Source organism: Sphingobium limneticum (assembly GCF_008710155.1).
Classification (GTDB): domain Bacteria; phylum Pseudomonadota; class Alphaproteobacteria; order Sphingomonadales; family Sphingomonadaceae; genus Sphingobium; species Sphingobium limneticum.
Map to the genome: position 1 here is coordinate 1 of NZ_VYPZ01000039.1, position 25,697 is coordinate 25,697.

The following is a 25,697-nucleotide window of genomic DNA, read 5'->3' on the forward strand; positions in this document are numbered from 1 at the left end:
CAGATCGATGGTCGAAACGCTAATAAAAGCACCAGAAAATGGGCGTTTTACCCCGCCAATGAAGGAGTGAAAGTGCGTTCAGGTCGCCGCCAGTCGATGCCTTCCAAGAGCATCGAAAGCTGCGCCGCCGTCATCACCACCGATCCCGTCTTGGTCGACGGCCACACGAAGCGCCCCCGGTCCATCCGCTTGGAAAACAGACACATGCCCTGGCCGTCGTACCAAAGCAGCTTCACCAGATCGCCGCGCTTGCCCCGGAAAGCGAACAGCGCACCGGAATGGGGGCTCTGCTCCAGAACCTGCTGCGTCATCACCGCCAGGCCGTCGAAACCCTTACGCATGTCGGTCGCACCGCAGGCCAGGAAGATCCGCGTCGATGGCGGCAGCGGGATCATCGCGTCAGGATACCGATCACCCGTGACAGGGCATCGGCATCGACCGTGGCATCCACGCTCACCCTGATACCAGACGGCAGTTCGATGCCAATCACGCCGCCGCTGCTCGCTGCAACTGTCGGGGCAGGCAAGGCTGGCTGCTCGCTGATCTGCACCTCCGCAAATGCCGGCTCGGCCAACTTGCGAACCCCGGCAAGCTCACCGGACATCGCCTGGCGCCGCCAAGTGTAGATCGAGCCGCTGCCGACATCATGGCGTTCACAGGCCGTACGCACGCAGCCGTCCGGGCCGAATGCATCCCGCAGCACGAATAGCTTCTGCTCTACCGTCCACCGCCGCCGACCCGACACCCGGCTAACGACCTCGATCCGACTACTCATACGATTACTCATATGACTACTCGCCCGTTCGCTTGCTGAATCCTCGATCTCGTCCGACACCCGCCACCTCGCTAAAAGAGCGGCAATCATCCCGGCGAATGGGCACCGCGCAAGGCGGCCCTCAGGCCCCGCTTACGAATTGGGATTGGTTGCGCCTTTTGCTCCAAGGGCAGACCCCCTGTCTGGTGCAGGGCGGAATAAGCATGAGCTGCCCCCCAAAACACGCACATCAGCGGCGGCGCGTGACCGAGCCGGGCTCGACGCACAGGGCACACATATCCCTCGCGCGCTCGAAACCGTTGGCACGGACGAGGCCCGAGCTACCCGTCCGGCCCTTCGATGCAAAGAAATGGCAAAACCGATCGGGGAAACCTACCAGGATGGCATCTTGAATAGTCGGCCACTCTCATCCTCGTCATGCAAAAGCAGCACGATTTCGTCCTTCTCGAAAAATGGCTGCTCGGCTGCTCGCTTGGGCAAATCAGAATCAATCAGGGTGACGATCGACTGGATTCCCATGCCGGTATAGCGTCGCAGGACAGAGATCAGGACCTCCTTCTTACGATCATCCAGCGATTCCAGCACGCCGTCGTGGTAAGCAAAGCGCGGAAATGCGTCGCCCAGATGCGCGCGGATGAGTGCGAGATCGAACGCGACGCAAAGCAGCTTTCGGTAGCTGTGCCCACGATCGGCGCTGGTGGCGTTGCCAGCATCGTCGAGCAGTTCGGCCTTGAACTCCAAGTGCCCCAGCTTGTTGACTGAGACATTGAGTAACGCCTTGCTATCGATCACCTCTTCGACGATTTCGTTGAAGTAGAGCCTGATCGTGGAGAAGAGGCTATCGGGGCTGCCGCTCTTCATTTCGACGTCGGCCTCGATCGCGCTTTGCAGGTGGATTTTGTCCTCCTGCAGCGCTCGGATATTGGTGCGCAGCTGCTGCAGGCGATGGACGAAGTCGCGCTGCCGCTGGAGCGACTGGACGTCGGCACGCAATGTCACCAGTTCGCTGGTGAACCGACGGTATTTCGCAAAGCTGTCCGTTTCGCTCAGGAAGGCGAGCATTTCCGCCCGTCGCTTTCCCAGAGTATTGAGCTCGCCGTTGACCGCCTTCAGTTCGACGTCGATGTCGGCGCGTTCCTCGATCAGGTAGCCCTGCCGCTCTTCCGTGATCGCCTTGTTGAAATTGATCAGCTGTTGGAAGTCGCGCTTGATTTGACCTCCAAAGAGCACGCCGGCCTCTTTGAACAGTTCAGCGGCCTCGTCGGGGTTGAAGAGGATCTGATCGTCTTGGAGCGAGGCGACGATCTTCTTCCGATTGGCCATAAGCGAGTAGCGGCGAGCGTTCAGCACCGCGATCCGCTCATCCACCTTGTCGACCAGAATTTTGGTTTCCGACTTGTCTTCGCTGCGAAAGTCGAAGCCGTCGAGGAGTGCCTGCTTCTTCTCGATCTCCCGCGTTTTCAAAAGGAGAATGCCGTCAATCTTGCCGGCGTCCTCGATGTCACCGCCACCAAGCTCCTGCCGGATGTTGACGGATTTGGTCTCCATTTCCGTGAGCGCCGCTTCCTTGTCATAGAGCTCGGCAATAAGCTCCGCGTCAAACCCCAGGATGTGGGCGAGGAAGGGCTTCCAGTCGGCATGCGAGTTGGCGAAACGCCGCAGGTGGAAGACGTCTCCGAAATCCTCCTGCGATCGCAGAAAATAGCCAAGCCCCTTGCGGTAATGCCAGGGCTTGAGCGCGCGCCAGTCCAGATAGCTGTCCAGCATATCCTTCGCCCGATCGAACGGCACATCCACATGATCCCATTCACGATCTGCGAGCGCGGAGAAATCCTGATGGCGCGCAAAATGCTTCTTAAACGCAATCCGGCTGTGCTCGGCGACGCCGCGGCGCACCGTGACGTAGGTTCCATCAAGCAGCTCAATCTCAAGGAAGAACACGAACTCTGCAAACCGGTCCTCATGCCGGAACAGGAAGAACCTGGGGTCTTTGCCGGCCAGGAACCCGAAGTCGAGCAACCGGCCGAGCGTCGTCTTGCCCAGATTATGGGTATCTCGGTCCTGGTTTTCGGGCAGCCGAATCTGCGCCATGACGACGTTCAACTCGGGCGCGAATTCCACTGCGGCAAAGAGGTCCGGCCGATCGGTATAGAGCTTAGACGGCTTCATTCAGGCCAACATACTCGAAGGAATCCGTTTTGGTATGGTAGATGATCAAGCCCAGTAGGAACAGGAAATTGAGCGAGGGCAGGAATAGCACATCGCCGCCCGGCACGGCCTTGCGCGCATAGGCAAGCAGCGAACTGTAATCCGCCAGCCGCTTAGCCTTCAGCCTTTTTAGCAGAAGCAGGGCAACGTTCACGACGGTACGGTCGGGATGAGCATGTTTGCTAGGCCGCAGCATCGTCCGCCCCAAGACCGATGTCGCAGTTCCAGTACATATAGAAGAGGACCGCGCGCGTCAGTCGCTTGTGCTGACGCAGCAGCGGATCGCGGTTGAACAACAGATCGACCAGATAATTCATGACTGCGTCGAAGTTCTGGTAATCCTTGCGTTTTGCGATGATCTTAAGCTCGAATTCCTCAACCGCCGTCTCGTAGGCTCGCAGAATGTGCTGGTTCTCAGGCGCGGCGAGAAACGCTCGGATTTGTGCGGTGTCCTTCAGATACAACTTGCGCTGGAGCTTTGCATACTCCGGCGTCATCTGATTGACGGTGTTCTTCACCTCATAAGACGTGCGCGCCTCCGGCGGCTGATCGATCGTCTCGGTGATAAGCGCGTTGTGCGCCGCGAAGGCTTCGACGACCTCGGCCAGTTCGTCGGGCGAAACGATCAGCGGAGAATCGATAGGGTCGAGCCTGGCAACTCTTGCGACTTCGGGAAATTGCTTCAACCAGGATTCGAGCTGCTCGATGCCGCACAGATAGATCGAGCCTTCAGGCAGGCCGGTCGCTCCAGCGATGAAGGTGGTGATCGTCTGCTCGGCATTGCCCGCGAGCCTTCGGTTTGCGAACAGCATGTAGTGATCGAGCTGGTTGGCAGCGCGCAGCTTTTTGACCCGCAGCACCTCTTCGCCGATTACGCTTTTGTCGGATTTGGTACTGTAGAATTCCGTCTCGGAGAAACTCTTGTTGTAGCCGTTGGTGTGCTTCGCCTGGACAATCACCGTACCGACCCAGGGGGCAGCGGTACTCGGCATGAGCTGCGCGGTGCCGACGAACTTCGCATCACGACCGCCATCAGGGCCTTTTGCAAAGCCCTTCACCCCCACGCCGAGCAACTGGCGACAAAGCAGCACGATGAGCGCCTCGAACTGGTCGTCTCCAAGATCTTCGTATCGAAACATCATGTCAATATCAGTTAGCCACGCCTTCGATGATTGCGGTTGTGATGTCGAGCGCCACCACGGACGGCACTTCTATCGCAATTCCGCTGCTGGCCAAGCTGTATTTCGAGGCTGCGCAGGTCAATTCCCTAGCAAAAAAACAAACGCATGATCGACATGATTGGCACATCCTTCATCTAGCTTTCCGCTTCCGAGAATCAGAAAGTCGAGAGAGCGGGCTGTCCGGATTAGGTTGATCTGACGGAAGCTCAAGAATCGATGTTGCTCGCGCTAAATGACCGGAAAGAAGCACGTTGCTGCTGCTGCGTCGTGTCGGTAGAAGCAGGATGAATGTCAGCCTTCCTCAATTCCTAATCCTAAAGCCGACGTTCGCGAAAGTCTCAACGTCGGCCGATCAAGCTCCCACCAAGTGCCGCGCGCGCATCAGCGCCTGTGCGTCGGGCGCACGGCCCAAGAAGGCGCGGAACGACTCCATAGGATCGCGACTGTCGCCAGCGGACAGTATTTCGTCGCGGAAACGCGCGGCGAGTTGCGGGTCGAAAATGTCGCCCGTCTCGATGAACGCCTCGAACGCATCGGCGTCCAGCGCTTCGGACCAGGCATAGCTGTAATAAGCGGCGGAATAGCCGCCGTCGAAAATATGGGTGAAGTAGGGAAAGTGATGGCGCATGCCGACTTCAGGCGGCATCCCCAGCCGGTCGAGTTCCGCCGCGACAAAGGCGCGCGGGTCCGTCTCCGCCGCTGTTTGCTGATGGACGGCGAGATCGACCAGCGAGCAGCCGATCAGTTCGACCGTGGCGAAACCCTGGCCATAAGCCTCGGCCTGGCGGATCGCGACGATCAGATCGTCGGGCACGCCGAAGCCCGCCAGCACTTCCCGGCTGACGATCCAGTTTTCCATGAACTTGCTGGGAAACTCGACGAAGTCGCGCGCGACTGCTGTGCCAGACTGGCTGGGATAGGTGACGCGGGAGAGCAGGCCATGCAGCGCATGGCCAAATTCGTGGAACAGGGTGCGCGCCTCATCGATCGACAGGCGGGTCGCGCCGCGATCGGGCGGCGGCGCGGCGGCGAAATTGGCGACGAGATATACGACCGGGCGAACGTCGCCATCCATCGCTTCCTGCACCCGCAGGCTGCCCATCCAGGCACCGCCATGCTTATCCGGCCGCGCCAGATAATCGGTGTAGAGCAGGCCCACCGCGCCGCCATCCCTGTCCGTAACTTCCCAGGCCCAGACATCGGGATGATAGCCGGCAATGTCGGCCCGCCGGGTGAAGCTGAGGCCATAGAGGCGCGCGGCGGTGTCGAACGCCGCCTGCCGCACCGCGTCGAGCCGCAAATGCGCCGCCACCGCCGCGCCGTCCAGCGCATAGCGGGCGCGCCGCACCTGCTCGGCATAGAAGCGCCAGTCCCAGGGCGCGAGGGCAAAGCCCCCACTCTCCGCATCGATGAGCGCCTGAAGCTCCGCCGCTTCCTCCGCCGCCCTGCGCTTGCCCGGCTCCCAGAGTTGACGCATCAGATCGGTGGCCGCCTCCGGATCATGCGCCATGCTGTCTTCCAGCGCATAATGGGCATGGTCGACATAGCCCAGCAGCACCGCCCTCTCCCGCCGCAGCGCCAGCGTTTCGGCGATGATCGGCCAATTGTCATACGTGCCGCCGTCACAGCGATCGGTGAAGGCGCGCCACAGCGTTTCGCGCAAGTCGCGCCGCTGCGAGAAGGTCAAAAAACCCTCAAAATCGGTGCGGTCGAGCGTGACATGGTAGCGGCCCGCCTGCCCCTTGGCCGCTGCGCGCCCGGCGGCCGCCTCACACATGGCGGGCGGCAGTCCCGTGAGATCCTCCGGCCCCAGATCCAGCACCCAGGCCGCCGTCGCCGCCAGCACATTCTGCCCAAACTGCACCGACAGGGCCGACAGCCGCGCGTCGATGGCGGCGAAGCGTTCCTTGTCGGCGGGGGCAAGCGCTGCGCCGCCGCGCAGAAAGCCGGCATGACTGCTTTCCACCAGCCGGATCTGCTCAGGTATCAGGCCGCTCTCCCGCCGGGCGGCATGGACCGCGAAGATGCGCGCGACGAGCGCGTCATTATGACTGATCGCAACTGAATGGGCGCTCAGCCGCGCCGATATTTCCGCCTCGATCGTGCGGATGCCCGGCGTGCCCTGCGCCGAGGACAGCGTCCAGAACAGCCGCCGCACCCGCGCCAGCGCCTCGCCTGACCGCTCCAGAGCGGCGATACTGTTATCGAAGGTCGCCGGTGCTTCCTGCCCGGCGATCGCGGCAATCTCCGCCTCATGCCAGCCGATCGCGGTCGTCAGCGCCGGCAGGAAATCCTCGTCCCGCACCTGCGCGAAGAGCGGCGCGCCGAGCGGGCCGGTCCAGGGTTGCAGCAGCGGGTTGGCAATCGGATCAGTCAAGAAAGTAAACCTCATCGGTATGGACCTGGAACCGCACCAGATTTGCCGGGCCAAAGGCGGTCGTCAAGGCGACATCGGTGGCGTCGCGGCCCCGCGCCATCAGGATGCGGCCGATCCGGGGGCGGTTGTGGCGGGCGTCATGGGTGTACCAGTCGCCGTCGATATAGACGTCGAACCAGGCGCTGAAGTCCATCGGCGCGTCCACCGGCGGCACGCCGATGTCGCCCAGATAGCCAGTGCAATAGCGCGCCGGAATGTTCATACAGCGGCACAGGGTGATGGCGAGATGGGCAAAGTCGCGGCACACGCCCTGCCGTTCCTGATAGCCGTTCCAGGCGGTCTTGTCCGGCCGGGCATGATGATAGCCAAACTCGATATGATTGTGGACGAAGTCGACGATCGCATCGACCCGGTCGCGCGCCGCGGCGAGATGACCGAAATTGGCCCAGGCGACGCCCATCAGCCGGTCGGTCTCGCAATAGCGGCTGCCCAGCAGGAAGGGCATCACCGTATCGGGCAATTCCTCGACCGGCATTTGCGGGCCATTCGGCGCGCGCCGGTCCGGCGCGCCACTGTCTTCGATCACGAAGTCGCAGGACAGGGTGACGTTGCCGGGCGGAAGCGTTAGCCGGGTCGCGACATTCCCGAAGCCATCTTCGAAATGATAAAGCGGGATGTCAGGGCTGGCGATGAGCCGCTGGGGCGTTCCCAAATCCTGATGGCGTGACGGATGTAGGCTCAGCATCGCCATCATCGCGACCTTTTTGTCGGTGGAGAATTCGATATCATAACCGCAGCGGATCAGCATGAAGAGGTCTTTCCTGAAGCGCCGACGATCCGGCTGTTAATGGCGCCATGGCCGGTGGTGGGAAACTGGGCAGGATCGGCGCGATGGACGTCGACCGATATGTCCATGCCCAGAAAGCTTGCCGGCAGGCCGAACCAGGTGCCCGACAACGGCAGTGCCTGATAGGGATCGCGCGAGATCGCTACGCGTATGAGGCCACGATTACCAATAATGCCGTTGGTCGGATCAAATTCGACCCAGCCCGATCCGGGCAGGAAGATGCGCACCCAGGCATGGGTGTTGCCGCCGCCTACCACCCCTTCGCGGCGAGAAGGGTTGTAGACATAGCCAGACACGAAGCGCGCAGCAAAGCCCAGCGCCCGCACCGCCTCGATCATAAGCACCGCGAAGTCGCGACATGTGCCCTGCCGCTTGCGCAGGGTCTCGATCGGAGTCTGAGTGCCTTTCTCATGCCGAGGGACATAGGTGAAGTCACGCTGGATGCCGGTTGCGATCCGGGTCAGGAGATCGATCGTGCTGGTATTGCCGTCATTGCTGACGAAGGCCCGCGCCCAGTTGTCGACCACCCGCTCAGGGTCCAGATGTTGACGCTCGATCGAGCGCAGCAGGTCGGGCATATCTTCCGACGAGTAAGTGAAAGGGAAGAGGCGAGCATAGGGTTCGACATCGACCTGCTGCTGCGCCAACGGCGCATGTTCCAGCGTCACTTCGCTGGTGACGACCAGATTCGACGCGCGCTTCTTGAACAAGGCGATGGCTACGGAGTTTCCGAAGACATCGTGCAGCCAGCGCAGTTCACTGGGCCGCGGATCGATGTCGAGCCGGGCGGATAGCAATCGCTGGTCGAAGGCTTCGCGCGGGCGCATCATGATGCGATGCTCGCCGAGCGACACGGGCTGCTGATAGCGATAGGTCGTGACGTGATGGATCGTCAGCAACGGCATGAAAGGAATATCCCGATGGCCCGAGAGGCGACGACGTTGTTGAAACCGAACGATCCGGCGCCGTTCACTATCGATAACGCGGAAGGCCGTTCGCCGTTCCTGTTGATCGCAGACCATGCAGGATCACGCGTTCCTGAGTCGCTGGGCGGTCTGGGCCTAACCGCCGCAGACCGGGCGCGACATATCGCTGTCGATATCGGCACGCGGGGGGTTGGCAGGGCATTGGCGCACCTGCTTGACGCGCCTTTCATCCATCAGACCTATTCGCGCCTCGTGATCGACTGCAATCGCGATCCTGGGCATGAGGACGCCATAGCCATCCAATCCGACGGCACATACATCATAGGTAATGGCGCACTGGACGACGCAGCCAGGCAAGCCAGGATAGCGGCGATCCACACGCCCTATCATGCGGCCATATCGGCCATGCTCGACGCCAGGCAGGCGGCGGGTACTGAGACTATCCTGCTTTCGCTACACAGCTTCACCCCGAAGCTGGGCGGTTTTATCCGGCCTTGGCATGTAGGTGTTCTGCACTGGCTTGGACGCACGGATTTCGCCATCGCAATGCTTGCGCAATTACAGGGCGACAAAGCGATATGCGTGGGCGACAACGCGCCCTATCGCATGGACGCCACCGACTACACGGCACCTTTGCACGCTTTTCCCCGGAACCTGCGCTATGCAGAGATTGAGATCAGACAGGATCTCATCAGCGATCATGATGGCCAAGCTCACTGGGCCGGGAAACTCCAGGAGGCGACGACGTCGGCATGGCGACAATTGCCCTGAGGCGAGGCCAGTCACCCATGCGCGAGGTGGCCGCCGAAGTCAGACCGATAGGCGCGCCGCAACCCGAAGCGCTGCATAACCGGTCAGGCCTGCAAGGGCCGAAGCGACGATGATTGCGAGCGATGCTATCTCCTGAAGCCCGCCGTCGCTGAACGCCAGTCCGGATATGAAGAGCGAAATCGTAAAGCCGATACCCGCTAGCGATCCTATCGCCGCGATCATCGGCCAGCGGACATTGTCGGGAAGGCGCGCAAGGCCCAGCCGGGTTGCGATCCAGCTGAAGCTGAGGAAACCCACCGGTTTGCCCAGGCACAGCCCTATCAGGATGGCGGGTGCAAGCGTCGAGTGAAAGCTATCTGCAATGAGATCGGGACTGATATGTACCCGGACGTTGGAGAGGGCGAAGAGCGGCAACACGACATAACTGATCCAGGGCGAAAGGAGCATTATGACCCGTTCTCCTGTTGCATGCGTGGCGCTGGTCATCTCGTCTAGATATCCCAGGCGCTCCTGCGCCTTCTTTTCCGAGCGTCTGGCGTCGGCCCCCTCCCCTTCCCCTAAAGCATGGCGGTGCGCCTGCTGAAATTCATCAATCTCGTCCTGAACATTGTCAGCAAAATCATTGCGGCCAAGCCTGGGATAGACCGGCACAAGAAAGCCAAGGAGCACCCCTGCTATCGTGGTATGAATGCCCGATCGCAATATGCCGACCCACAGGATGATAGCGAGCAGCACATAGGGGATGCTCGCCCCCCAGCGCAGGTGGCGCAAGAGATAGATAGCGGCAAAGCCAATGGCCGCAATCAACAGGCCATCGATATAGATCGCGTCGCTATAGGCCGCAGCGATGACCAACAGCCCCCCAATGTCGTCGATCGCTGCAAATGCAAGAAAGAGCGCGCGTACGCCATCTGGCAAGCGCGTGGCAAACAGGCCGATCAGCGCCAGGCCAAAGGCGGTGTCCATGGTGATGACGGTGCCCCAGCCCGTCATAGCCTCACTGTCTCGCGCGATCAGCCAGAACAAGAAAACCGGAACCAGCATGCCGCCGATGGCGCCTGCCATCGGGAAAATAGCGGTGCGCAGTTCCGACAAAGCACCGCGCACCAGCTCGCGTTTCACATCTGCGCCTATGATGATGAAGAACAGCGGGAGCAGTGCGTGGTCGATCCATTCCGCAAGGCTATGACTGATTAGCTGACGGCCAAACCCAAAGTGGAGCTGCGTATCCCAGAACCGTTCATAGCTTTCGCGCAAGGGGCTGTTCGTGAACAGGAGCGCCGCGATCGTTGCCAGTAGCAGCGGTCCGCCAATGACGTCCTTACCTCCAAAGAAGGGCTCAATCCGATCTAGAAATTTTGCCCGGGCGGGCGCATGTTGCCGCCTTGCAGTTGTCGCGCCCTTCTGGCGGGGAGTGATGGCCATGTCATGCAAGCGTCTATCAACAGTTAGAGTTCCAGCTTGAACCTCACATGACAGCTGGCAGCCTTTGGCACTGGCAATGCGTCGAAATTTCGAGTTGAACGCTCTCGTGACTGTCCGGCGAGGTGTGATCGCGGGCGCCCGCAAAGCCATATTTGGATTGTCAGGTTCAGCCGATTTCTTTTTTGCAAGCGACCTGACTGCTTTGTCCCACACCCGGCCAAAATATGAGGGCCAGCCCAAACCCCATCGCCTAAGATAGCCTCCAATCAACCGCCCCCGTCGGCTCCCCCTGCATCCGATGGCATGTTTCTCCGCCTTCTCTCAGCTACCAGATCATCCGGCACTCGCCGCAAGGCTTCCAAGCGCGCCAGCCCCTCAGACCCGCCCTTTCCCCACAAAACTGGCGTCCCAAGCCATCCCGCGCTGGATCACCTCGCCGACCCGCCCTATGGCACCCCCATGCGCTTCCTTCTCACCAGCCTCACCGCAGCGATGACCCTTGGCCTTGCCACACCCGCCCAGGCATGGGGACCGATCGGCCATCGCGTGACCGGTGCGATCGCCGACCGGAACCTGAGCGGGGTTGCCCGCGCCAATGTGCGGCTGCTTCTGGGCGAGGACGATCTGGCCGAGGCCGCGACCTGGCCCGACGACATGAAGTCCGACCCTGCCGACTTCTGGCAGAAGACTGCCAGCCCCTGGCATTATGTCACCGTCAAGGAAGGCGACGTCTACAAGGGTTCGGACGCTCCGCCGCAGGGCGATGCCATGACCGCCCTTACCCGCTTCACCGCCACGCTGCGCGACCCCAAGGCACCGGTGGAGGACAGGCGCCTTGCCCTGCGCTTCATCGTCCACATCATCGGCGACCTGCATCAGCCGCTCCACGCAGGCGGCGGCGATGATCGGGGCGGCAACAACGTCAGGGTCACATGGTTCGGCCGAGCCACCAACCTCCATTCAGTCTGGGATTCAGCCATGATCGAGCAGCGCTCGCTCTCTTATTCGGAGCTCGCCGACTGGCTTTCCCGGTCCATTACCCCAGAGCAGACGATCCTGTGGTCGCAGAGCGACCCGCAGGTCTGGCTGCGCGAGAGCATCGCGCTGCGCAAGACTATCTATCCCGCCGATCCCGCGCTTTCCTGGGACTATGCCTATCAGCATCGCACGCAAGTCGATGGCCGTCTCCAGCGGGCGGGCATACGCATCGCTGCCTATCTGAACTGGCTGTTCGAGCCTGCTGCAACGACTCCCGCAAAGGCGCGCTGACCCGAGATACGGCCCTGCTTCAGAACGGGATTTCCTGTCCCTCATAGTCCAGCAGCTTCCCGCTGTCGGCGACCTTGAGGCCCTCAATGACATCGAGAAGCTGCAGGGCCGCTCGTTCGGCATCGAACAGCCGACCGGCTGCGACATTAGCTTGAAACGGCCTGGAAAGCATGGTGTCCACCGTGCCGGGATGCAGGGCAACCACGATCGCGCGATCGTTACGCCGCTTCTCCTCGATGGCGAGATTGCGCACCAGCATGTTGAGCGCTGCCTTGGACGCCCGATAGCCGTGCCAGCCCCCCAGGCGATTGTCGCTGATCGAGCCCACGCGCGCCGAGAGCGCGGCAAAAACGGTGCGCCCGGTCCTGGGCATCAAAGGCAGGAAATGCTTGGCCACAAGCGCCGGACCGATGGCGTTTATGGCATAGCTTCTGGCCAGCCACACGGGATCGAGGTCCCGCAGCGCTTTCTCAGGGCCATGGACGCCCTCATGCAGCAGTCCCGTCGCGACGATCACGAGCGTGGGTGCCGGTCCTGCCGCGACATGGGCTGCGGCGGCCGCGATCGACGCCTCGTCCAGCAGATCGATATGCTGCGCCCCTGCCCGCGATCGGCCAAGGCCATGCACCCGCTCGAACGCGCCTTCCTCAAGCAAGGTCGCCTCCAGCGCGCCACCGATACCGCCGGATGCGCCGACAATGACGGCGCAACGCTTTGCAGCGCCGCTCATGGCTGCGTGCATCGCACAAAGGGGCGCACGGCCTGGAGATCAGGCATTGCCGCATGAGAGCTTCCACCCATGACCTGCATGTTCCACCACCGATACCGTGGCGCCCCGGCTCCCTGCCATACGACTTTCATCAATCCGAACTCCCTGCTCCGTGCGCCCACGCGGTAGGTCAGACGGACAGACCAATGCAAGCGACGCCAGATCAAGCCCGGGCGAGGCCCGTTGCAACATGGCGGCTCTATCGTCAGCGACCGGCCTATTGGCAAGGACCCGGTGCAAATCCGGGTGGCTACTTCGGCCGCCGGTCCGCCGGACAACGTAGGTCGCCCGACGGTCCGCCAGCTTTCCACTGCGTCATCGCCTGCAACACAGGTCGGTTCCCCCATCATGAACAACACCGCTCTTTCGCGCTACCGCGCAGAATGGTTCAGTGGCGCGGCCAGATCCGTGTCGTAGAGGATCGAGCCTGACCAGGCCTCGATCGCCAAACCCGCAATGTCGGTATCGAGCGCAAGTGTGACGTTGGCCGCCACGCCTTCAAGATCATCGGCAAAGCCATTTCCGAAGTCGGCATTGACGAGGAGATTGGTGGCCGCGACCTGCAGAGGCAGATGGCCAAGCACCTTATCCAGGCTGAGATCGCCATCATCCCTGCCCGTAGCCCAGGCCGCGCCCGCGCTCGTCGAGGCAATGGCCTTAAAGCCGAGCTTCGTCACCCGAACGGCGCTGCCCGCATCTCAGGCATTGGGAACGATGAAGAAGCCGCTGTCATGCAGGCGACGGAAATGCAGGCGCAACTCGGCAGTCGTCATGGATCAGCTCTTCTTTTCGTCTTGTTCGATCATCCGTTTGGCCTTCGCTGACAGGGATCGAAAGGTGATCGACCAGCGAGTGGCGTCCATGGCGGCAATGCCATGCTCCCAGTCATGCCGCGCCTCGCCACTCAGATGATATATCGAACGAGAGGCAAGCGCAGCGTTGAACCGCGAAAAGCCTGTCGGGGTTCGGCGCCGCAGACGTAGGGTAGCCGCCTGCCCCAGCGAAATGCCCACGACATGCTCGAAGACGGGGCGATCTTTATGCCAGCCGATGCCGGCGCCAGGATCATAGCGGGTCACAAGCGCCTGGACGAGTTCGGAAGCGTCGAGCCCGGCAAAGTAAGCGGCGCGCAGTCTCAACGAGTTCAGCCATTCAGGCATAGGCTCGGCGCGCGCGAAAGCGCCATTCTCGAAATCATAGCTCCAGCCAAAGCTGCAGGTCAGCCTGTGCCCGGTCCACTGCTGGAACCGGAAGGGCGTGAGTGGGACGCCCGCAATATGCGCGATGAGCATCTGTTCTTCGCGCGTGGTCAGGAACTGCTCGGCCTGCGCAAAGCCCGGCAGTTGTGGCTCTCCGAACAGGTCGGCCTGCCCTCCAATCTTAGCGATCGCTTCCATGGAGAAGCTCAGAGCGCCAAAGCCGTCTGGACCGGCTTGGGGTCTATCTCCACGATCGTGAAGATATGGGCGGGCGGCGTCACGAGGAGGTCCGTCTCCGGCACGGTCAGGTCCAGCCACTGCATCACCTGGCGCCGATGGATGATCGCGCCCTGGCGCTCCTGATAGTGCATGACCTGCGGGTTAGCGTCCAGCGTCACGATCCGATAGCTGACCGGCCATTTGCCCATCGCAGGTTCCCAGATGGCGGCGAGATAGAAGAAATTGCCGTCCTCAAGCGTCACGCGAAACTTCCGGTCGCCGTTGCGGATATGAAATTCCGATGCCGCGACGAGACAGCGATGGCTTGGGAATGTGCGTCCTTCGGACCGCACGAACTGATAGCTTACACCGTCGCTGAACTGCGGATTGGAACCCCAGGCAGCCTCGATCATCTCTACCTCTTGAAAATTGTCCGGATTGCGTCGGATGATGGCACGGCGGCTGCCAGGCCCGGCATCTGGATCAAAAGCAGTAGGTGTCGAGTCCATGAAAAGAACATATAACGAACATTGGGCATCGGCAAGGCTGCCGATCAGGAGAACGGCCTATGTGCAATGACTACCGGCTGATCGTCGATATCGCCTCGATCGTCGAGGATTTCGAGGACCTGAAGATCAAGATCAAAATGCCTGAGGGCAAGCCCAATGTGGCGGCGCGCGAGGACATCAAGATCACCGATGCCGCCCCGATCGTCCGCAGCGTGGAAGGCGAACGCGCAGCAGGAGAGCTTGTCAGCCGCCGCTGGAGCTGGGCCGGGCAGAAGGGCCGTCCCGTCTATAATTTCCGATCCGAAGGGCGCCAATTCACCTCCCACCGCTGCCTGATCCTGGCCGACGGTTTCTATGAGTTCACAGACCCTGCCGACGCAAAGCAGAAGCGCCTCGACAAATGGCTCTTCACCATGGCGGATCATCGCTGGTTCTGCATTGCGGGCATCTGGCGCGCGGCGCCCGAGGGCGAGGCCTTCACCATGCTCACTATGGACGCGGGGCCCGATGTCGCGACCTATCACCATCGCCAGATCATCCCGCTGCCGCGCGACCGTTGGGCCAACTGGCTCGACCCAGATGTTCCTGCGGAGAAGACGCTCGCCTGGATGCCCAAGGGCAGCCTGCCCGTGACCCAGGTCTACAGGTCGTCACCGGCCCAGCCGGCGCTGCTCTGATGGCTAGCGCTGACTTGGTACGATTTCTCGAGGCACAGGCCGGCGTTTACGAAATCGCCCTTGCCGAGATCGCTGGCGGCGCCAAGCGCTCGCACTGGATGTGGTTCATTTTCCCGCAGCTACGTGGCCTTGGGAACAGCGCCATCGCCCGGCATTACGGGATCGCGTCGCTGGCCGAGGCCCGCTGCTATCTCGACCATGCGGTCCTTGGAGCGCGATATCTGACCTGTGTCGAAGCACTACAGCGCCTGGAAGGAGATGATCCCATAGCGGTTTTCGGTTCGATTGATGCCATGAAGCTGCGATCCTCCCTCACCCTCTTCGAGATCGCGAGGTCCCTCCCCCTCTTCGACGAAGCCATCGAACGCTGGTTTGACGGGGAGCGCGACGATGCCACCCGACAGCGGATCGGTTAAGCCGGCAAAATGTGATCCCATTGCCATTGTCCCGCCCGGTTCCCACCTATGGCCGGCATCTCGCAATCTGCGAATCGCAATCTGCAGCCCGGAGCCCTCCCATCTTTCACCTGATCTTCGCGCTGCCCGCCATTTTGGTCATCACCCAGTTCCTGTGGCCTATGGCTCTGCCGCTGCTGGCGAAGATCTTGGTAGCAGCCCTCATGCTCGCGGCCTCGCAATTTCAGTTCTGGAGCAAACTGTCCTCCGGATCGGTATTCGCACCTGAATTTCCGCGCAGCGTCGTCATTCTCTTCAATTGGGCGAGTGGGAGCATCCTGTTTCTCGCGCTGATGCAGTTGCTGCTCAGCGCTGGGTATCTCGGCGTCTGGATGGCGTCCGGCAACGCCCCGGCTGTGCCGGAAACCCTTCGCTATGCGATGGCAGGCGCCTCCGGTCTGCTGGGCGCTATCGGTGTGCTGAATGCCGTGCGCGTCCCGCCGCTCAAAGATGTCGACCTTCTTATTCGAGACCTGCCTTCGCAATATGAGGGCTACACGATCCTTCAGCTCACCGACCTCCATATCAGCCGTCTGTTTCCCGCTTCATGGACTGGGAAAGTCGTCGACCGCGCCAATGCGCTGGCTGTCGATCTCGTCGTCGTGACGGGCGACGTGATCGACGGCTCCCTTGCGATGCGTCGTGCGGATGTAGCGCCTCTAGCGAGACTTGAGGCAAAGGACGGGATCTACATGAGCCCCGGCAACCATGAATATTTCCTCGGCTTCCGCGAATGGATGCAGCATTTCTCGGAGATGGGGATGCGCATCCTCGGCAATGCCCATGCAATCCTGGAAAGAGGTGGCGCGCGCCTGATGCTGGCCGGCGTAACAGACAGGTCCGCGCCGGCAACCGGCCAGCCCAGGCCGGACCTCGCCGCTGCTCTTGCCGGAGGCCCTGATGGCGTGCCCATCATATTGCTCGATCACCAGCCTGGCGGCGCGCATCGTGCCGCAGCCCGTGGCATCGCGGCCCAGCTGTCAGGGCACACGCATGGCGGGATGATGCCGGGCCTCGCCTGGTTGGTCGCACGCGGAAATGCCGGTTTCGTGTCTGGCTTATATGATGTCGATGGCATGACGCTCTACGTCAACAACGGAACCGGTATCTGGCCAGGCTTCGCGCTACGCCTGCGCCGCCCTTGCGAACTAACACGCCTGACGCTTCGCCGCGCGCCGTGATCTTCCGCGCGATGGCCGCCATGAGCGGCAAGTGCCCACGCAGCCGGGAAGACCTTGATGCGATACGACTATGACCATGGCCGCCGCGATGGCCTTCGCCTCGCCTTGGCCGCGCTGGCGGCAGAGGAAGCCAAATGGGCAGTCTTGCTGGGAGAGAGCCGCTCCTCGCGAACCAATGCAGCCCGTCAGATACGGCACAAGGCGATCCAGATCGCCCAAAAGCGCTTGCAGACTATCCTGAACCGACTGATAGCCGATGAAGACACTTCGGCGACGGCCGAACTGGCATCGGCGCTCGACAAGCTGGGTCTTTAGGGCTGATCAGCCCGGCGCATCGATCGCCAGCAAATCCTGCTCCCGCGGATGACGCTCGATATAGGCCGCGACAAATTCACAAAGTGGAACGACCTTGAGATTCTGCGCACGTGCATCGGCCAGTGCTGCTCTGACGAGGCGGCTGCCCACGCCCTGCCCCTCGAGCGCAGTGGGCACTTGGGTATGGGTAAAGACCAGTGCGCCCTCGCGCCGATCATAGGCCGCGATAGCCAATTGGCCGTCGACCAAAAGCTCATAGCGTCCTTCGGTCTCATTGTTTCGAACATCACCTATATTGGCCATGATCCTGTCTCCGGTTCGATCCGCTCGTCACTCGCCCATGAGATGAAGGGCGAGCCGCCGGGCGTGGCCCACGCGTCTATGCTCGAACAAGTAGATGCCCTGCCATGTTCCAAGGCTCGGCGAGCCATCGATCACGGGAATGGAAAGCTGCGCCTGGGTGAGCGCCGCGCGCAAATGCGCTGGCATATCATCGGGTCCCTCGTCGTCATGGTCGTATCGATCCGGGTCCTCTGGCGCGATCCGCGCGAAATAGGCTTCGAGATCGCGGCGGGCCGCGGGCGCCGCATTTTCCTGGATGAGCAGCGAGGCCGATGTGTGCTGGCAGAAGATCGTCAGCAGACCCTCGACTATGCCGCTTTCCTCTACCCAGCGCCGGATCAGCCGGGTCACCTCGTGCAAGCCCTGCCCTGCCGTATCGATCGTCAGGATCGTCGTTTTCTGTAGCACACCTGCCTCCGCGCCGAAGTTCAACTCTCGCGATCGCGCGAAAATTGCGGAACCGCAAGCGCCGCGATCCAAGGCAGCCGTCTGATGGTCCAGCTCTCATATTGCGGGACGAGGCCCGATGCATCCTCGAAGCTAGCGACCGGCAGCTCGACTTCCGCCCCTGTCAGATTGGCGAAGCGCGATCCGCAGACCTGACAATAGAGCCGGCGATAGTCTGGGCTGCTCTCCCACTGCGCGTAAGTCCCTGACAGGCTGACTGCAGTGCGCGGAAAGACGGCGAAAGCGAGATAGGGCGCTCCATGTGCCTTTCGACAGACGAGACAATGGCACAGGCCGACCCGCAAGGCCTTGCCGTGCGCAACGAAGCGTAGAGCACCACAGGCGCAGCCACCCGACCGTTCCAGTGTTCCGATCGACATCACTGTAGTTGGCTCCGGCATTGAACCATCACCCTTTGGCCCTGCTCAGCTGTTTTCTGTTGGCGTTCATCTTACGCTGATGATTGCTTGTCGCCTTCCTCCCGCCGCTGAGCGGTGAGGCACCCACCGTGCCCGCCGTCATAAGCATTGGTGGCTCTGCATCCGATTGAACCTTCGTGGCTACCATGCGCTGCGCCTCCTTCCGGGCGCATGGTCCGCCCATCGCGAACCGCGTCATCCTCAGCATGATCACGGCATTAGCCTCCGCGCCAGTTGCCACAGCGACAGACCGGTCGTTATCCAATCCTGGAAGGTTTTCCGGGCCATCAGCATTTCCAGCTCGCTCAGCGCAAAAGGTCAACGCGCCTGCCCGGGATTGTTTCATTGGCCGGCCGGTGCGTTCTTGGTCCTTCAAGTCGCGATAGAGCGGCGAGTTACGCCACTGCTGCGGGGCCGCTCCGCATAGCCAATATCCTGGTTGTCCGCAAAAAATCGGAGTGGGTGTCGACAACCAATTGAAAGGTAACAGTTTCGCTATGCAGGCCCGGATCGGAACAGAGCATTACGCTTCTTTTGTCCAAGCGATGCTTGACCACGATCGCAAATATGAGGAACATATAGGGAACATTTGAGTCGTCTCGTTTCTATGCCCATTGCCCCTGCCCCCGCCTATCGGCCTCGCGCTGAAGATCTTGCCGCGTTGCGTGCAGAGCTTGACCGTGCGCGACCGGCGCGCAGGCCGGTACTCGCCTTCGGGGTAGCGGAACTGGACGATCGTCTGGCGGGGCATGGACTTGACGGCGCTGGATTGCATGAAATGGCCGCTGCTTCCCCGACTCTCAACGACGACGCCGCCGCAACCCTGTTCGCCGCGGGCATCGCCGCCAGATTTGCGGGCCGCAGGGGGGCCGACATATTCTGGACGGCGAGCCAGTTCGATCTCTACGCGCCTGGCCTTGAGCAAAGCGGCCTTAAGCCGGCCGCCATCCTCTACGCCCAGGGCATGAAAGACAGCATCGTCCTGGCAATGGCCGAGGACGCGCTGCGCGACGGCAGCTTCGCCTGCGTGATCGCCGAGGTGAAGGCAGCCGACCAGACCGCGACCCGTCGTCTACAGCTTGCAGCATCGGATGGGAGCACGCCCGTTCTTCTCTATCGGCGTCATCGCCGGCTTGATCGCTGCCCGTTGAGCAGCCTCTCGTCGGCCATGACCCGCTGGCGCATCGGCTGTACGCCCTCGGCACCCCTTCCCTATCCCGGCGTTGGCCGGGCGCGCTGGCTGGTCGAGCTGGTCCGCCAGCGAAACGGCAATCCTTTTTCCCTCGAGCTGGAGGCATGCGATGACACGGGTCGCCTCGCTCTACCTGCCGCAGCTCCCGATCGAGCGATTGCGACAGGCAGAGCGGCTATCCAGGCCGCCTGAGCCTGGCGCCGTCAGCATCGCCCGACACCTGCCCGCACCTGTCGACGATAATCCCGGCGCATGCTCTGTCCCACGCGGCGGCGGCTGGCGACCGGGCGCGCGTTGGGCCCGCGATGGCGCGCTTGGCAGCCGGCCGAGCCAGTCCGAGATCGACGCGCTTCCCGCCCACCAGCGCCCGACGATGCGCGAGATGGGCAGGCGCAGCGAACATGCCGAGCACCCGTTCCGAACATTGCGTTCAGACGATGGCGGCGACGCCGGCGCCACGCCGCCAAGTCTCAGTTGGGCAGATCTATGGGGCCGACCCACCATAATCATTGCCAGGACCGGGCAGCGTGACATCGTGACGGCCGCCTGCCCGGTTGCGCTGGACCTCGGCCTGCGCCCCGGCATGGCAGCCGCCCACGCGCGCGCGCTCGTCACCGATCTCGACGTGCATGATGCGCAGCCGGACGCGGACCGCGCCTGGCTCGACCGGCTGGCGCTTCATGCCGTCGCGCACTGGACACCGACGGCAAGCGTCTCAGGCAAGGATGGGCTATGGCTCGATCTCACCGGGACCACGCATCTGTTTGGCGGCGAAGAACGCTTCTGTCGCCGGCTACTGCGCTTCCTTCAGCGCCTGGGCATGACCGCCAGCATCTGCGTTGCCGGAACGCCGGGCGCTGCCCATGCGCTCGCGCGATATGGCGGCGAGACGATCAGTCTGCTGCCGACCGGTGCAGAGACACAGGCCATTGCATCCTTGCCGCTCGCCGCGCTGCGCCTCGATCCCCAGGCGCTCGTCTCGGCGGCACGCTTCGGGATCGAGCGGATCGCCGATCTCTATCCCATACCGCGCGGCCCGCTGGCGCGACGCCTCGGGCTCGCGACCGTTGAACGGCTCGACCAGGCGCGCGGCGCCAGGCCCGAGCCGATCATCGCGGTCGTTCCTTTCACAGCACCGCGGGCCGCGCGCGGCCTGCTGGAACCCATCGGCACGGCCGAGGCGATCAATCAGGTGATCAGCGATCTGGTGGACGATATAGCTGCCCAGCTGCTGGCTCGTGGCGCGGGTCTTCGAACCGGCATCCTGGCCTGCGATATCGTTGACGGGAGCGAGCAGCGCGTCGCAATCGGGACGGCGCGCGCGACCCGGGATGCCCGGCATCTCAAGCGCATGTTCGCAATGCGGGTGGAACGGATCGATCCGGGCCTTGGGATCGAAGCGATGTCGCTCGTCGCGCCCCGCATTGAGGATCTCAGCGCCGAGGCGATCAATGCCAGCTTTGCCATTGAGGATCGGCCGGCCGATTTGGCGCCGGTCATCGACCAGCTTGCCGGCCGCATAGAGCCCGACACACCCTTTCGCCTGTCGTCGCGCGAGAGCGATGTGCCAGAACGCGCGGTCGGCCGGATTGGCCCCCTGGAGGCCCCCATTGGCTGGCCCCGCTGGCAGCGCCCGGTGAGGATGCTGGGGCGCCCGGAACTCCTTTCAAACGTCGTGGCGCTCCTGCCCGACCATCCGCCCCGGCGCTTTACCTGGCGTCGAACGGATTATCGTGTCGTGGCGGGCGATGGTCCTGAACGGATCCATGGCGAATGGTGGAGGAGTGCTCGCGAGATGTGGGCGGTACGCGACTACTTCCGGGTCGAGGCGCAAGGCGGGGCGCGCTTCTGGTTGTTCAGGCGAGGCGACGGCGTCGACGAGCAGACCGGAAATCTGAGCTGGTTCATGCATGGGATCTTCGGCTGATGTCCCGCTATGTCGAGCTCCAGGTCATAAGTCATTTTTCCTTCCTGCGCGGCGCCTCATCGCCTGAACAGCTTTTTGCGGCCGCCGCACTTCTGGGACATCGCGCTCTTGGCTTGGCCGATTGGGGCAGTGTGGCCGGGGTCGTGCGCGGTTGGGACGCGCAGAAGACGACTGGCGTCCGGATGATGCCAGGCGCGCGGGTGACGCTCAGCGATGGCCGCACACTCCTGCTCTATCCGACAAACCGGTCCGCCTGGAGCCGGCTCACTCGTCTCCTGACTTTGGGTAAGGCGCGTGGCGGCAAGGGGTGCTGCATCCTCGCCTGGAGCGATGTCGACGCCCATGCCGAGGGCATGGTGGCGATCCTGCTGCCCGATCAGGTGGACGGCTCGACGGCGGCGCATCTGGCGGACCTGCGCGCAGTCTTCGGCACCCGCGCCCACATCGCACTTGTGCTTCGACGCCGCCCCGAAGATGCCGCGCGACTGCATGCGCTGGCCGCCTTGGCACGGGCTGCAGGTGTGCGGGCAGTAGCCACAGGCGACATACTCTATCATGACGCTCAGGCCCGCCCGCTCCAGGACGTCATGACCGCGATCCGCGAACGTAGCACGATCGACGCCCTTGGTTTCAAACGGCAGCGCTTTATGGATCGCTGCCTCCAGAGCCCGCAGGAAATGGAGCGGCGCTTCGCCGCTTTTCCCGACGCGATCCAGGCGAGCGCTGACATCGCGCAAATGTGCCAGTTCGACCTCAGCGAAATCCAGTATCAATATCCCTATGAGGAGGTGATCGCCGGGCGAACGGCCCAGGAAGCCCTGGTCGATCTGACCTATGCAGCGGCGCATCGCTTGTTTCCTGATGGCCTCCCATGTGCCTATCGCAGCCAGATCGACCATGAAATCCGCCTCATCGACCAGCTTGGCTACGCCCCATATTTCCTGACGGTCAACGCGATCGTCGCCGAGAGCCGCCGTCGCGGTATTCTCTGCCAGGGGCGCGGCTCGGCCGCGAACAGCTGTGTCTGCTATATGCTGGGCATCACCTCTATCGATCCCATCCGCCATGAACTGCTCTTCGAGCGCTTCGTCAGCGGAGAGCGCAAGGAGCCGCCCGACATCGATGTCGATTTCGAACATGAACGGCGCGAGGAGATCATCCAGTGGATCTATGAGACCTATGGCCGTACTCGTTCGGCTCTGACCGCGGTCGTTACTCGCTACCGGACCCGTGGCGCGGTTGCCGAGGTCGGCAAGGCGCTAGGCCTGCCGCGCGACCTCACCAAGATGCTGACGGGCCTGGTGTGGGGCTGGTCCATGGACGGCATTACCCAGGAGCAGATCGAAAGTCTCAATCTCAACGCGGACGATCATCGCCTTAAGCTCACCCTTGAGCTTTCCCGTCAGCTGATCGGCACCCCGCGCCACCTCTCCCAGCACCCTGGCGGGTTTGTCTTGACCCAGGATCGGCTCGACGACCTCGTGCCGATCGAACCAGCGCGCATGGATCAGCGGCAAATCATAGAATGGGACAAGGACGATATCGATACCCTCAAGTTCATGAAGGTGGATGTTCTTGGCCTCGGCATGCTCGGTTGCATGAACCGTGCCTTCAACCTGCTGGAAGAGCATAAGGGTATCCGCGTCGGCATGTCCGATCTTCAGGAAGATGATCCGGCCGTCTATGCCATGATCCAGAAGGCGGATACGCTGGGCGTCTTCCAGATCGAAAGCCGGGCGCAGATGTCGATGCTGCCCAGGATCAAGCCGAAGGAATTTTACGATCTCGTCATTGAGGTGGCGATCGTGCGCCCCGGCCCCATTCAGGGCGACATGGTCCACCCCTATCTGCGCCGCCGTGAGGGAAAGGAGAAGCCGCAATATCCCAAGCCTGAACTGGAGGCGGTATTGAAGAAAACGCTCGGCGTTCCCCTCTTCCAGGAGCAGGCGATGAAGGTCGCGATCGTGGGCGCCGGCTTCACGCCAGCCGAGGCCGACCAGCTCCGCCGCGCCATGGCGACCTTCAAGATGACCGGCGGGGTCAGCCATTTTTATGACAAGCTGGTGAACGGCATGGTCGAGCGCGGCTATCCAAAGGACTTTGCCGAGCGCACCTTCAAGCAGATCGAGGGGTTTGGCTCCTACGGTTTCCCCGAGAGCCACGCCGCCTCCTTCGCCAAGATCGCCTATGCCTCCTGCTGGATGAAGCATCATCACCCGGACGTCTTCTGCGCCGCGCTCCTGAATGCCCAGCCGATGGGCTTTTACGCACCGGCCCAGATCGTGCGCGATGCCCGCAACCATGGCGTGGAAGTCAGGCCCGTCTCGATCAACGCCAGCCATTGGGACTGCACGCTGGAACCTGCGCAAGGTCGATACAAGGCTGTTCGCCTGGGTTTTCGCCAGGTCCGCGGCCTGTCCAACCTGCACGGTGCGGCGATCGCGGCCGCTCGCGGCCCAGCGCTTTATAAGAGTGTCGAGGAGGTCTGGCGGCGCGCGCACGTGCCGCGCGCCGCTATCGAGCGGCTGGCTGAGGCTGACGCCTTTGCCTGCATTGCCCAAGACCGCCGACAGGGTCTGTGGAAAGTGAAGGGTCTGGGCGATGCCCCCCTCCCGCTCTTCGAGGCTGCCGATGCGCGTGACGCGACCTTCTCGCCCGAGGGCATGGAACCCCAAACGAGCCTCAGGCCCATGACGCAGGGACGTGAGGTGGTCGAGGATTATCGGGCTGTGCAACTATCGTTGCGCGCCCATCCTTTAAGCTTCCTGCGCGATCGGCTCGATAGCATGCAGATCGCGCGTTGCGCCGATCTTCCCTCGATCCGCGATGGCCGCAATGTCGAGGTGGCGGGCGTCATCCTTGTGCGCCAGCGGCCAGGCTCGGCCAAGGGCGTATTGTTCGTCACGATCGAGGACGAGACCGGTGTCGCGCAGGGCATTCTCTGGCCAGACCGGTTTGAGATCTACCGGCGGCAAGTGATGTCAGCGTCGATGATCGCCATGCGCGGTCGGTTGCAGAAGGAAGGCGAGGTCATCCACATCATCTGCGACCGGATCATCGATCATAATGATATGCTGCGTTCGATCGGGCAGTCGGAATTCTTCGTTGCGCCCGGTCGCGGCGATGGTGCCACGCATGGCGGCGGCCCCGATCCTCGCGAGCCGGACATTCCACGGGGACGAACGCTGAGTTCCCCTTCCTTTCGCACAAAGATAGAGACGGAAGAACTGCTACATATCCGCAGTCATGATTTCCGCTAATCTAATGCTTAGCCGCATCGAGATGCGCTAAAGCGCCAAGGAAAAGCAGGCGATTGCATGGCGAACTATTAGTTGCGTGTTTCGGAAAATCCCGGACAGTGGTTTCACTAAATCGCGGACAGGCATTTCAGTAAATACGGGACAGGGATTCCGCTAAATCCCGGACAGGGTTTGGGACAGGATCAAGGTTAGGTTTTGTGGTGCGCCGCTCTGGCATTGTTGCTCCTCATCGTTGCGATGGGAGGGGTGATGCCAAGGCGGAAGCAAGCGAGACGAACCGACGTGAAGGACATGCGATCGATTCTCCGGCTGACCTACGATCAGGGTTTGTCGGTACGGGCCGTGTCAGAGCGGCTGAAGCTTAGCAAGACGACGGTGTCGACCTATTTACTGCGGGCGCGCGAGGCTGGGCTGACAGGCTGGCCGTTGCCGGCCGGCTACGATGATGACGCATCGATCGAACGGCTGGTGTTCCGCCGTGTCGGCCGCCCTCCTCAGGATCTGGGCGAGCCGGACTGGCCAGTGGTTGCGCGGGAGATCAAGCGCAAGGGCGTGACGCTGGTTTTGCTGTGGCAGGAATATCGGGCTGCCCATCCCAATGGCTATGGCTATACCTGGTTTTGCGATCGGTTCCTGTCGTTCCAGCGGCGGACCCATGTCAGCTTTCGCAATCGGCATGAGGCGGGCGCCGTCCTGCAAACCGATTACGCTGGGCAGACTGTGCCGCTGATCGATCCTGTGACCGGCGTCATCACCCAGGCACAGATCTTCGTAGCGGTGCTGGGTGCTTCATCCTTTACCTTCGCAATGGCCAGCTTGAGCCAGCAGTTGCCGGACTGGATCGACGCGCAGTGCCGGGCATTGGCCTTTGTTGGCGGCGTTCCGCGTGCGATCGTGTGCGACTCCCAAACCCTGTCCGGGATTTAGCGGAATCCCTGTCCCGTATTTACTGAAATGCCTGTCCGCGATTTAGTGAAACCACTGTCCGGGATTTTCCGAAACACGCA

General features: G+C 62.1%; 25 protein-coding genes, 2 pseudogenes and 1 other annotated feature. Of the genes and pseudogenes, 11 read left to right on the plus strand and 16 right to left on the minus strand.

Annotated elements, in window-relative coordinates; genetic code table 11:
- Nucleotides 1-47 precede the first annotated feature (47 nt).
- From tnpB to F4U94_RS22210, 5 genes are all read right to left on the minus strand, one after another.
- Nucleotides 48-395, minus strand: coding sequence for an IS66 family insertion sequence element accessory protein TnpB (gene tnpB, locus F4U94_RS22190; protein ID WP_006957496.1), 348 nt, complete (start codon nucleotides 393-395; stop codon nucleotides 48-50).
- Nucleotides 392-835 (minus strand): IS66-like element accessory protein TnpA, encoded by a 444-nt coding sequence (gene tnpA / locus F4U94_RS22195; protein ID WP_246171692.1) that lies wholly within the window; start codon nucleotides 833-835, stop codon nucleotides 392-394. The genes tnpB and tnpA overlap by 4 nt, the downstream gene beginning before the upstream one ends.
- Before the next feature lie 312 nt (nucleotides 836-1,147).
- Nucleotides 1,148-2,944 (minus strand): DUF2326 domain-containing protein, encoded by a 1,797-nt coding sequence (locus F4U94_RS22200; RefSeq protein ID WP_120253372.1) that lies wholly within the window; start codon nucleotides 2,942-2,944, stop codon nucleotides 1,148-1,150.
- The gene (locus F4U94_RS22205; protein WP_120253373.1) at nucleotides 2,931-3,179 is read right to left on the minus strand and encodes an ABC-three component system middle component 8; all 249 of its coding nucleotides are present in this window, start codon (nucleotides 3,177-3,179) and stop codon (nucleotides 2,931-2,933) included. Before F4U94_RS22205 ends, F4U94_RS22200 begins: the two co-directional genes overlap by 14 nt.
- Entirely contained in the window at nucleotides 3,166-4,125 is a 960-nt protein-coding gene (locus F4U94_RS22210) for an ABC-three component system protein (RefSeq protein ID WP_120253374.1), read from the minus strand. The genes F4U94_RS22205 and F4U94_RS22210 overlap by 14 nt, the downstream gene beginning before the upstream one ends.
- Before the next feature lie 41 nt (nucleotides 4,126-4,166).
- Here F4U94_RS22210 and F4U94_RS22215 point away from each other — a divergent pair, with 41 nt between their 5' ends.
- The gene (locus F4U94_RS22215; protein ID WP_145986317.1) at nucleotides 4,167-4,358 is read left to right on the plus strand and encodes a hypothetical protein; all 192 of its coding nucleotides are present in this window, start codon (nucleotides 4,167-4,169) and stop codon (nucleotides 4,356-4,358) included.
- 158 nt (nucleotides 4,359-4,516) lie between these two features.
- On the opposite strand, the gene F4U94_RS22220 is transcribed toward F4U94_RS22215, so the two are convergent.
- Genes F4U94_RS22220 through F4U94_RS22230 form a run of 3 tightly spaced genes read right to left on the minus strand, consistent with a single transcriptional unit; the run spans nucleotide 4,517 to nucleotide 8,293 of the window.
- Nucleotides 4,517-6,556, minus strand: coding sequence for a M3 family metallopeptidase (locus F4U94_RS22220; protein WP_425505089.1), 2,040 nt, complete (start codon nucleotides 6,554-6,556; stop codon nucleotides 4,517-4,519).
- Entirely contained in the window at nucleotides 6,534-7,349 is an 816-nt protein-coding gene (locus F4U94_RS22225; RefSeq protein ID WP_120253376.1) for a transglutaminase-like domain-containing protein, read from the minus strand. Before F4U94_RS22225 ends, F4U94_RS22220 begins: the two co-directional genes overlap by 23 nt.
- Nucleotides 7,343-8,293 carry a transglutaminase family protein gene (locus F4U94_RS22230; protein WP_120253377.1) on the minus strand — a complete coding sequence of 317 codons (951 nt, stop codon included), beginning with the start codon at nucleotides 8,291-8,293 and terminating at the stop codon, nucleotides 7,343-7,345. Before F4U94_RS22230 ends, F4U94_RS22225 begins: the two co-directional genes overlap by 7 nt.
- A gap of 15 nt (nucleotides 8,294-8,308) precedes the next feature.
- Here F4U94_RS22230 and F4U94_RS22235 point away from each other — a divergent pair, with 15 nt between their 5' ends.
- Nucleotides 8,309-9,085 (plus strand): N-formylglutamate amidohydrolase, encoded by a 777-nt coding sequence (locus tag F4U94_RS22235; protein ID WP_120253378.1) that lies wholly within the window; start codon nucleotides 8,309-8,311, stop codon nucleotides 9,083-9,085.
- A 39-nt stretch (nucleotides 9,086-9,124) separates the two neighbouring features.
- Here F4U94_RS22235 and nhaA read toward each other — a convergent pair whose 3' ends face one another.
- Nucleotides 9,125-10,510: a Na+/H+ antiporter NhaA gene (gene nhaA, locus F4U94_RS22240; RefSeq protein ID WP_120253379.1), complete on the minus strand. Its 1,386-nt coding sequence runs from the start codon at nucleotides 10,508-10,510 to the stop codon at nucleotides 9,125-9,127.
- A 459-nt stretch (nucleotides 10,511-10,969) separates the two neighbouring features.
- On the opposite strand from nhaA, the gene F4U94_RS22245 reads away from it, so the two are divergent.
- Nucleotides 10,970-11,779 (plus strand): S1/P1 nuclease, encoded by an 810-nt coding sequence (locus F4U94_RS22245; RefSeq protein WP_120253380.1) that lies wholly within the window; start codon nucleotides 10,970-10,972, stop codon nucleotides 11,777-11,779.
- 19 nt (nucleotides 11,780-11,798) lie between these two features.
- Here F4U94_RS22245 and F4U94_RS22250 read toward each other — a convergent pair whose 3' ends face one another.
- The 4 genes and pseudogenes from F4U94_RS22250 to F4U94_RS22265 form a co-directional block, all read right to left on the minus strand.
- Entirely contained in the window at nucleotides 11,799-12,509 is a 711-nt protein-coding gene (locus F4U94_RS22250; protein WP_120253381.1) for an SDR family NAD(P)-dependent oxidoreductase, read from the minus strand.
- A 263-nt stretch (nucleotides 12,510-12,772) separates the two neighbouring features.
- Nucleotides 12,773-12,828, plus strand: a sequence feature (sul1 is cis-regulatory element that is thought to sense ions involved in sulfur or methionine metabolism; They are found in Alphaproteobacteria).
- Between the two features lie 91 nt (nucleotides 12,829-12,919).
- Nucleotides 12,920-13,234 (minus strand): annotated as a pseudogene (locus F4U94_RS22255) (isocitrate lyase/phosphoenolpyruvate mutase family protein); the annotation flags it as partial.
- Between the two features lie 90 nt (nucleotides 13,235-13,324).
- Nucleotides 13,325-13,945, minus strand: coding sequence for an alpha-ketoglutarate-dependent dioxygenase AlkB (locus F4U94_RS22260; protein ID WP_120253382.1), 621 nt, complete (start codon nucleotides 13,943-13,945; stop codon nucleotides 13,325-13,327).
- 8 nt (nucleotides 13,946-13,953) lie between these two features.
- Entirely contained in the window at nucleotides 13,954-14,475 is a 522-nt protein-coding gene (locus F4U94_RS22265) for an SOS response-associated peptidase family protein (protein ID WP_249042101.1), read from the minus strand.
- A gap of 59 nt (nucleotides 14,476-14,534) precedes the next feature.
- On the opposite strand from F4U94_RS22265, the gene F4U94_RS22270 reads away from it, so the two are divergent.
- From F4U94_RS22270 to F4U94_RS22285, 4 genes are read left to right on the plus strand one after another with little or no spacing between them, the layout of a single operon-like run.
- Nucleotides 14,535-15,152 carry an SOS response-associated peptidase gene (locus tag F4U94_RS22270; protein ID WP_120253384.1) on the plus strand — a complete coding sequence of 206 codons (618 nt, stop codon included), beginning with the start codon at nucleotides 14,535-14,537 and terminating at the stop codon, nucleotides 15,150-15,152.
- The gene (locus F4U94_RS22275) at nucleotides 15,152-15,568 is read left to right on the plus strand and encodes a DUF1810 domain-containing protein (RefSeq protein WP_120253385.1); all 417 of its coding nucleotides are present in this window, start codon (nucleotides 15,152-15,154) and stop codon (nucleotides 15,566-15,568) included. Before F4U94_RS22270 ends, F4U94_RS22275 begins: the two co-directional genes overlap by 1 nt.
- A 20-nt stretch (nucleotides 15,569-15,588) precedes the next feature.
- Nucleotides 15,589-16,788 carry a metallophosphoesterase gene (locus F4U94_RS22280; protein ID WP_249042102.1) on the plus strand — a complete coding sequence of 400 codons (1,200 nt, stop codon included), beginning with the start codon at nucleotides 15,589-15,591 and terminating at the stop codon, nucleotides 16,786-16,788.
- A gap of 57 nt (nucleotides 16,789-16,845) precedes the next feature.
- Complete coding sequence (locus F4U94_RS22285) at nucleotides 16,846-17,103, plus strand: hypothetical protein (protein WP_150412242.1); 258 nt, start codon at nucleotides 16,846-16,848, stop codon at nucleotides 17,101-17,103.
- A 6-nt stretch (nucleotides 17,104-17,109) separates the two neighbouring features.
- Here the strand turns inward: F4U94_RS22285 and F4U94_RS22290 are convergent, their stop codons facing one another.
- From F4U94_RS22290 to F4U94_RS22300, 3 genes are read right to left on the minus strand one after another with little or no spacing between them, the layout of a single operon-like run.
- Entirely contained in the window at nucleotides 17,110-17,406 is a 297-nt protein-coding gene (locus tag F4U94_RS22290) for a GNAT family N-acetyltransferase (RefSeq protein WP_172598887.1), read from the minus strand.
- 27 nt (nucleotides 17,407-17,433) lie between these two features.
- Nucleotides 17,434-17,853 (minus strand): secondary thiamine-phosphate synthase enzyme YjbQ, encoded by a 420-nt coding sequence (locus F4U94_RS22295; RefSeq protein ID WP_120253616.1) that lies wholly within the window; start codon nucleotides 17,851-17,853, stop codon nucleotides 17,434-17,436.
- A gap of 20 nt (nucleotides 17,854-17,873) precedes the next feature.
- On the minus strand, nucleotides 17,874-18,272 hold the full coding sequence (locus F4U94_RS22300; RefSeq protein WP_120253386.1) for a GFA family protein: 399 nt from the start codon (nucleotides 18,270-18,272) through the stop codon (nucleotides 17,874-17,876).
- Nucleotides 18,273-19,089: 817 nt separating this feature from the next.
- Between F4U94_RS22300 and F4U94_RS22305 the strand changes: the two genes are divergently transcribed.
- The 4 genes and pseudogenes from F4U94_RS22305 to F4U94_RS22320 form a co-directional block, all read left to right on the plus strand.
- Entirely contained in the window at nucleotides 19,090-19,695 is a 606-nt protein-coding gene (locus tag F4U94_RS22305) for an ImuA family protein (protein ID WP_346266175.1), read from the plus strand.
- A 181-nt stretch (nucleotides 19,696-19,876) separates the two neighbouring features.
- Entirely contained in the window at nucleotides 19,877-21,430 is a 1,554-nt protein-coding gene (locus tag F4U94_RS22310) for a DUF6504 family protein (RefSeq protein WP_232016667.1), read from the plus strand.
- Nucleotides 21,430-24,690 (plus strand): error-prone DNA polymerase, encoded by a 3,261-nt coding sequence (locus F4U94_RS22315; RefSeq protein ID WP_120253391.1) that lies wholly within the window; start codon nucleotides 21,430-21,432, stop codon nucleotides 24,688-24,690. Before F4U94_RS22310 ends, F4U94_RS22315 begins: the two co-directional genes overlap by 1 nt.
- Before the next feature lie 249 nt (nucleotides 24,691-24,939).
- Nucleotides 24,940-25,596: pseudogene (locus F4U94_RS22320) on the plus strand (IS21 family transposase); the annotation flags it as partial.
- Nucleotides 25,597-25,697: the final 101 nt, after the last annotated feature.

Coding starts and splice junctions, on each gene's coding strand:
- F4U94_RS22300 (WP_120253386.1), bottom strand. CDS start 18,272: ATGTCGATCGGAACACTGGAACGGTCGGGTGGCTGCGCCTGTGGTGCT.
- nhaA (WP_120253379.1), bottom strand. CDS start 10,510: ATGGCCATCACTCCCCGCCAGAAGGGCGCGACAACTGCAAGGCGGCAA.
- F4U94_RS22270 (WP_120253384.1), top strand. CDS start 14,535: ATGTGCAATGACTACCGGCTGATCGTCGATATCGCCTCGATCGTCGAG.
- F4U94_RS22215 (WP_145986317.1), top strand. CDS start 4,167: ATGTCGAGCGCCACCACGGACGGCACTTCTATCGCAATTCCGCTGCTG.
- F4U94_RS22245 (WP_120253380.1), top strand. CDS start 10,970: ATGCGCTTCCTTCTCACCAGCCTCACCGCAGCGATGACCCTTGGCCTT.
- F4U94_RS22265 (WP_249042101.1), bottom strand. CDS start 14,475: ATGGACTCGACACCTACTGCTTTTGATCCAGATGCCGGGCCTGGCAGC.
- F4U94_RS22285 (WP_150412242.1), top strand. CDS start 16,846: ATGCGATACGACTATGACCATGGCCGCCGCGATGGCCTTCGCCTCGCC.
- F4U94_RS22230 (WP_120253377.1), bottom strand. CDS start 8,293: ATGCCGTTGCTGACGATCCATCACGTCACGACCTATCGCTATCAGCAG.
- F4U94_RS22225 (WP_120253376.1), bottom strand. CDS start 7,349: ATGCTGATCCGCTGCGGTTATGATATCGAATTCTCCACCGACAAAAAG.
- tnpB (WP_006957496.1), bottom strand. CDS start 395: ATGATCCCGCTGCCGCCATCGACGCGGATCTTCCTGGCCTGCGGTGCG.
- F4U94_RS22315 (WP_120253391.1), top strand. CDS start 21,430: ATGTCCCGCTATGTCGAGCTCCAGGTCATAAGTCATTTTTCCTTCCTG.
- F4U94_RS22305 (WP_346266175.1), top strand. CDS start 19,090: ATGGCCGCTGCTTCCCCGACTCTCAACGACGACGCCGCCGCAACCCTG.
- F4U94_RS22290 (WP_172598887.1), bottom strand. CDS start 17,406: ATGGCCAATATAGGTGATGTTCGAAACAATGAGACCGAAGGACGCTAT.
- F4U94_RS22210 (WP_120253374.1), bottom strand. CDS start 4,125: ATGATGTTTCGATACGAAGATCTTGGAGACGACCAGTTCGAGGCGCTC.
- F4U94_RS22260 (WP_120253382.1), bottom strand. CDS start 13,945: ATGGAAGCGATCGCTAAGATTGGAGGGCAGGCCGACCTGTTCGGAGAG.
- F4U94_RS22235 (WP_120253378.1), top strand. CDS start 8,309: ATGGCCCGAGAGGCGACGACGTTGTTGAAACCGAACGATCCGGCGCCG.
- F4U94_RS22310 (WP_232016667.1), top strand. CDS start 19,877: ATGCGCGAGATGGGCAGGCGCAGCGAACATGCCGAGCACCCGTTCCGA.
- F4U94_RS22200 (WP_120253372.1), bottom strand. CDS start 2,944: ATGAAGCCGTCTAAGCTCTATACCGATCGGCCGGACCTCTTTGCCGCA.
- F4U94_RS22250 (WP_120253381.1), bottom strand. CDS start 12,509: ATGAGCGGCGCTGCAAAGCGTTGCGCCGTCATTGTCGGCGCATCCGGC.
- F4U94_RS22220 (WP_425505089.1), bottom strand. CDS start 6,556: ATGAGGTTTACTTTCTTGACTGATCCGATTGCCAACCCGCTGCTGCAA.
- F4U94_RS22275 (WP_120253385.1), top strand. CDS start 15,152: ATGGCTAGCGCTGACTTGGTACGATTTCTCGAGGCACAGGCCGGCGTT.
- F4U94_RS22205 (WP_120253373.1), bottom strand. CDS start 3,179: ATGCTGCGGCCTAGCAAACATGCTCATCCCGACCGTACCGTCGTGAAC.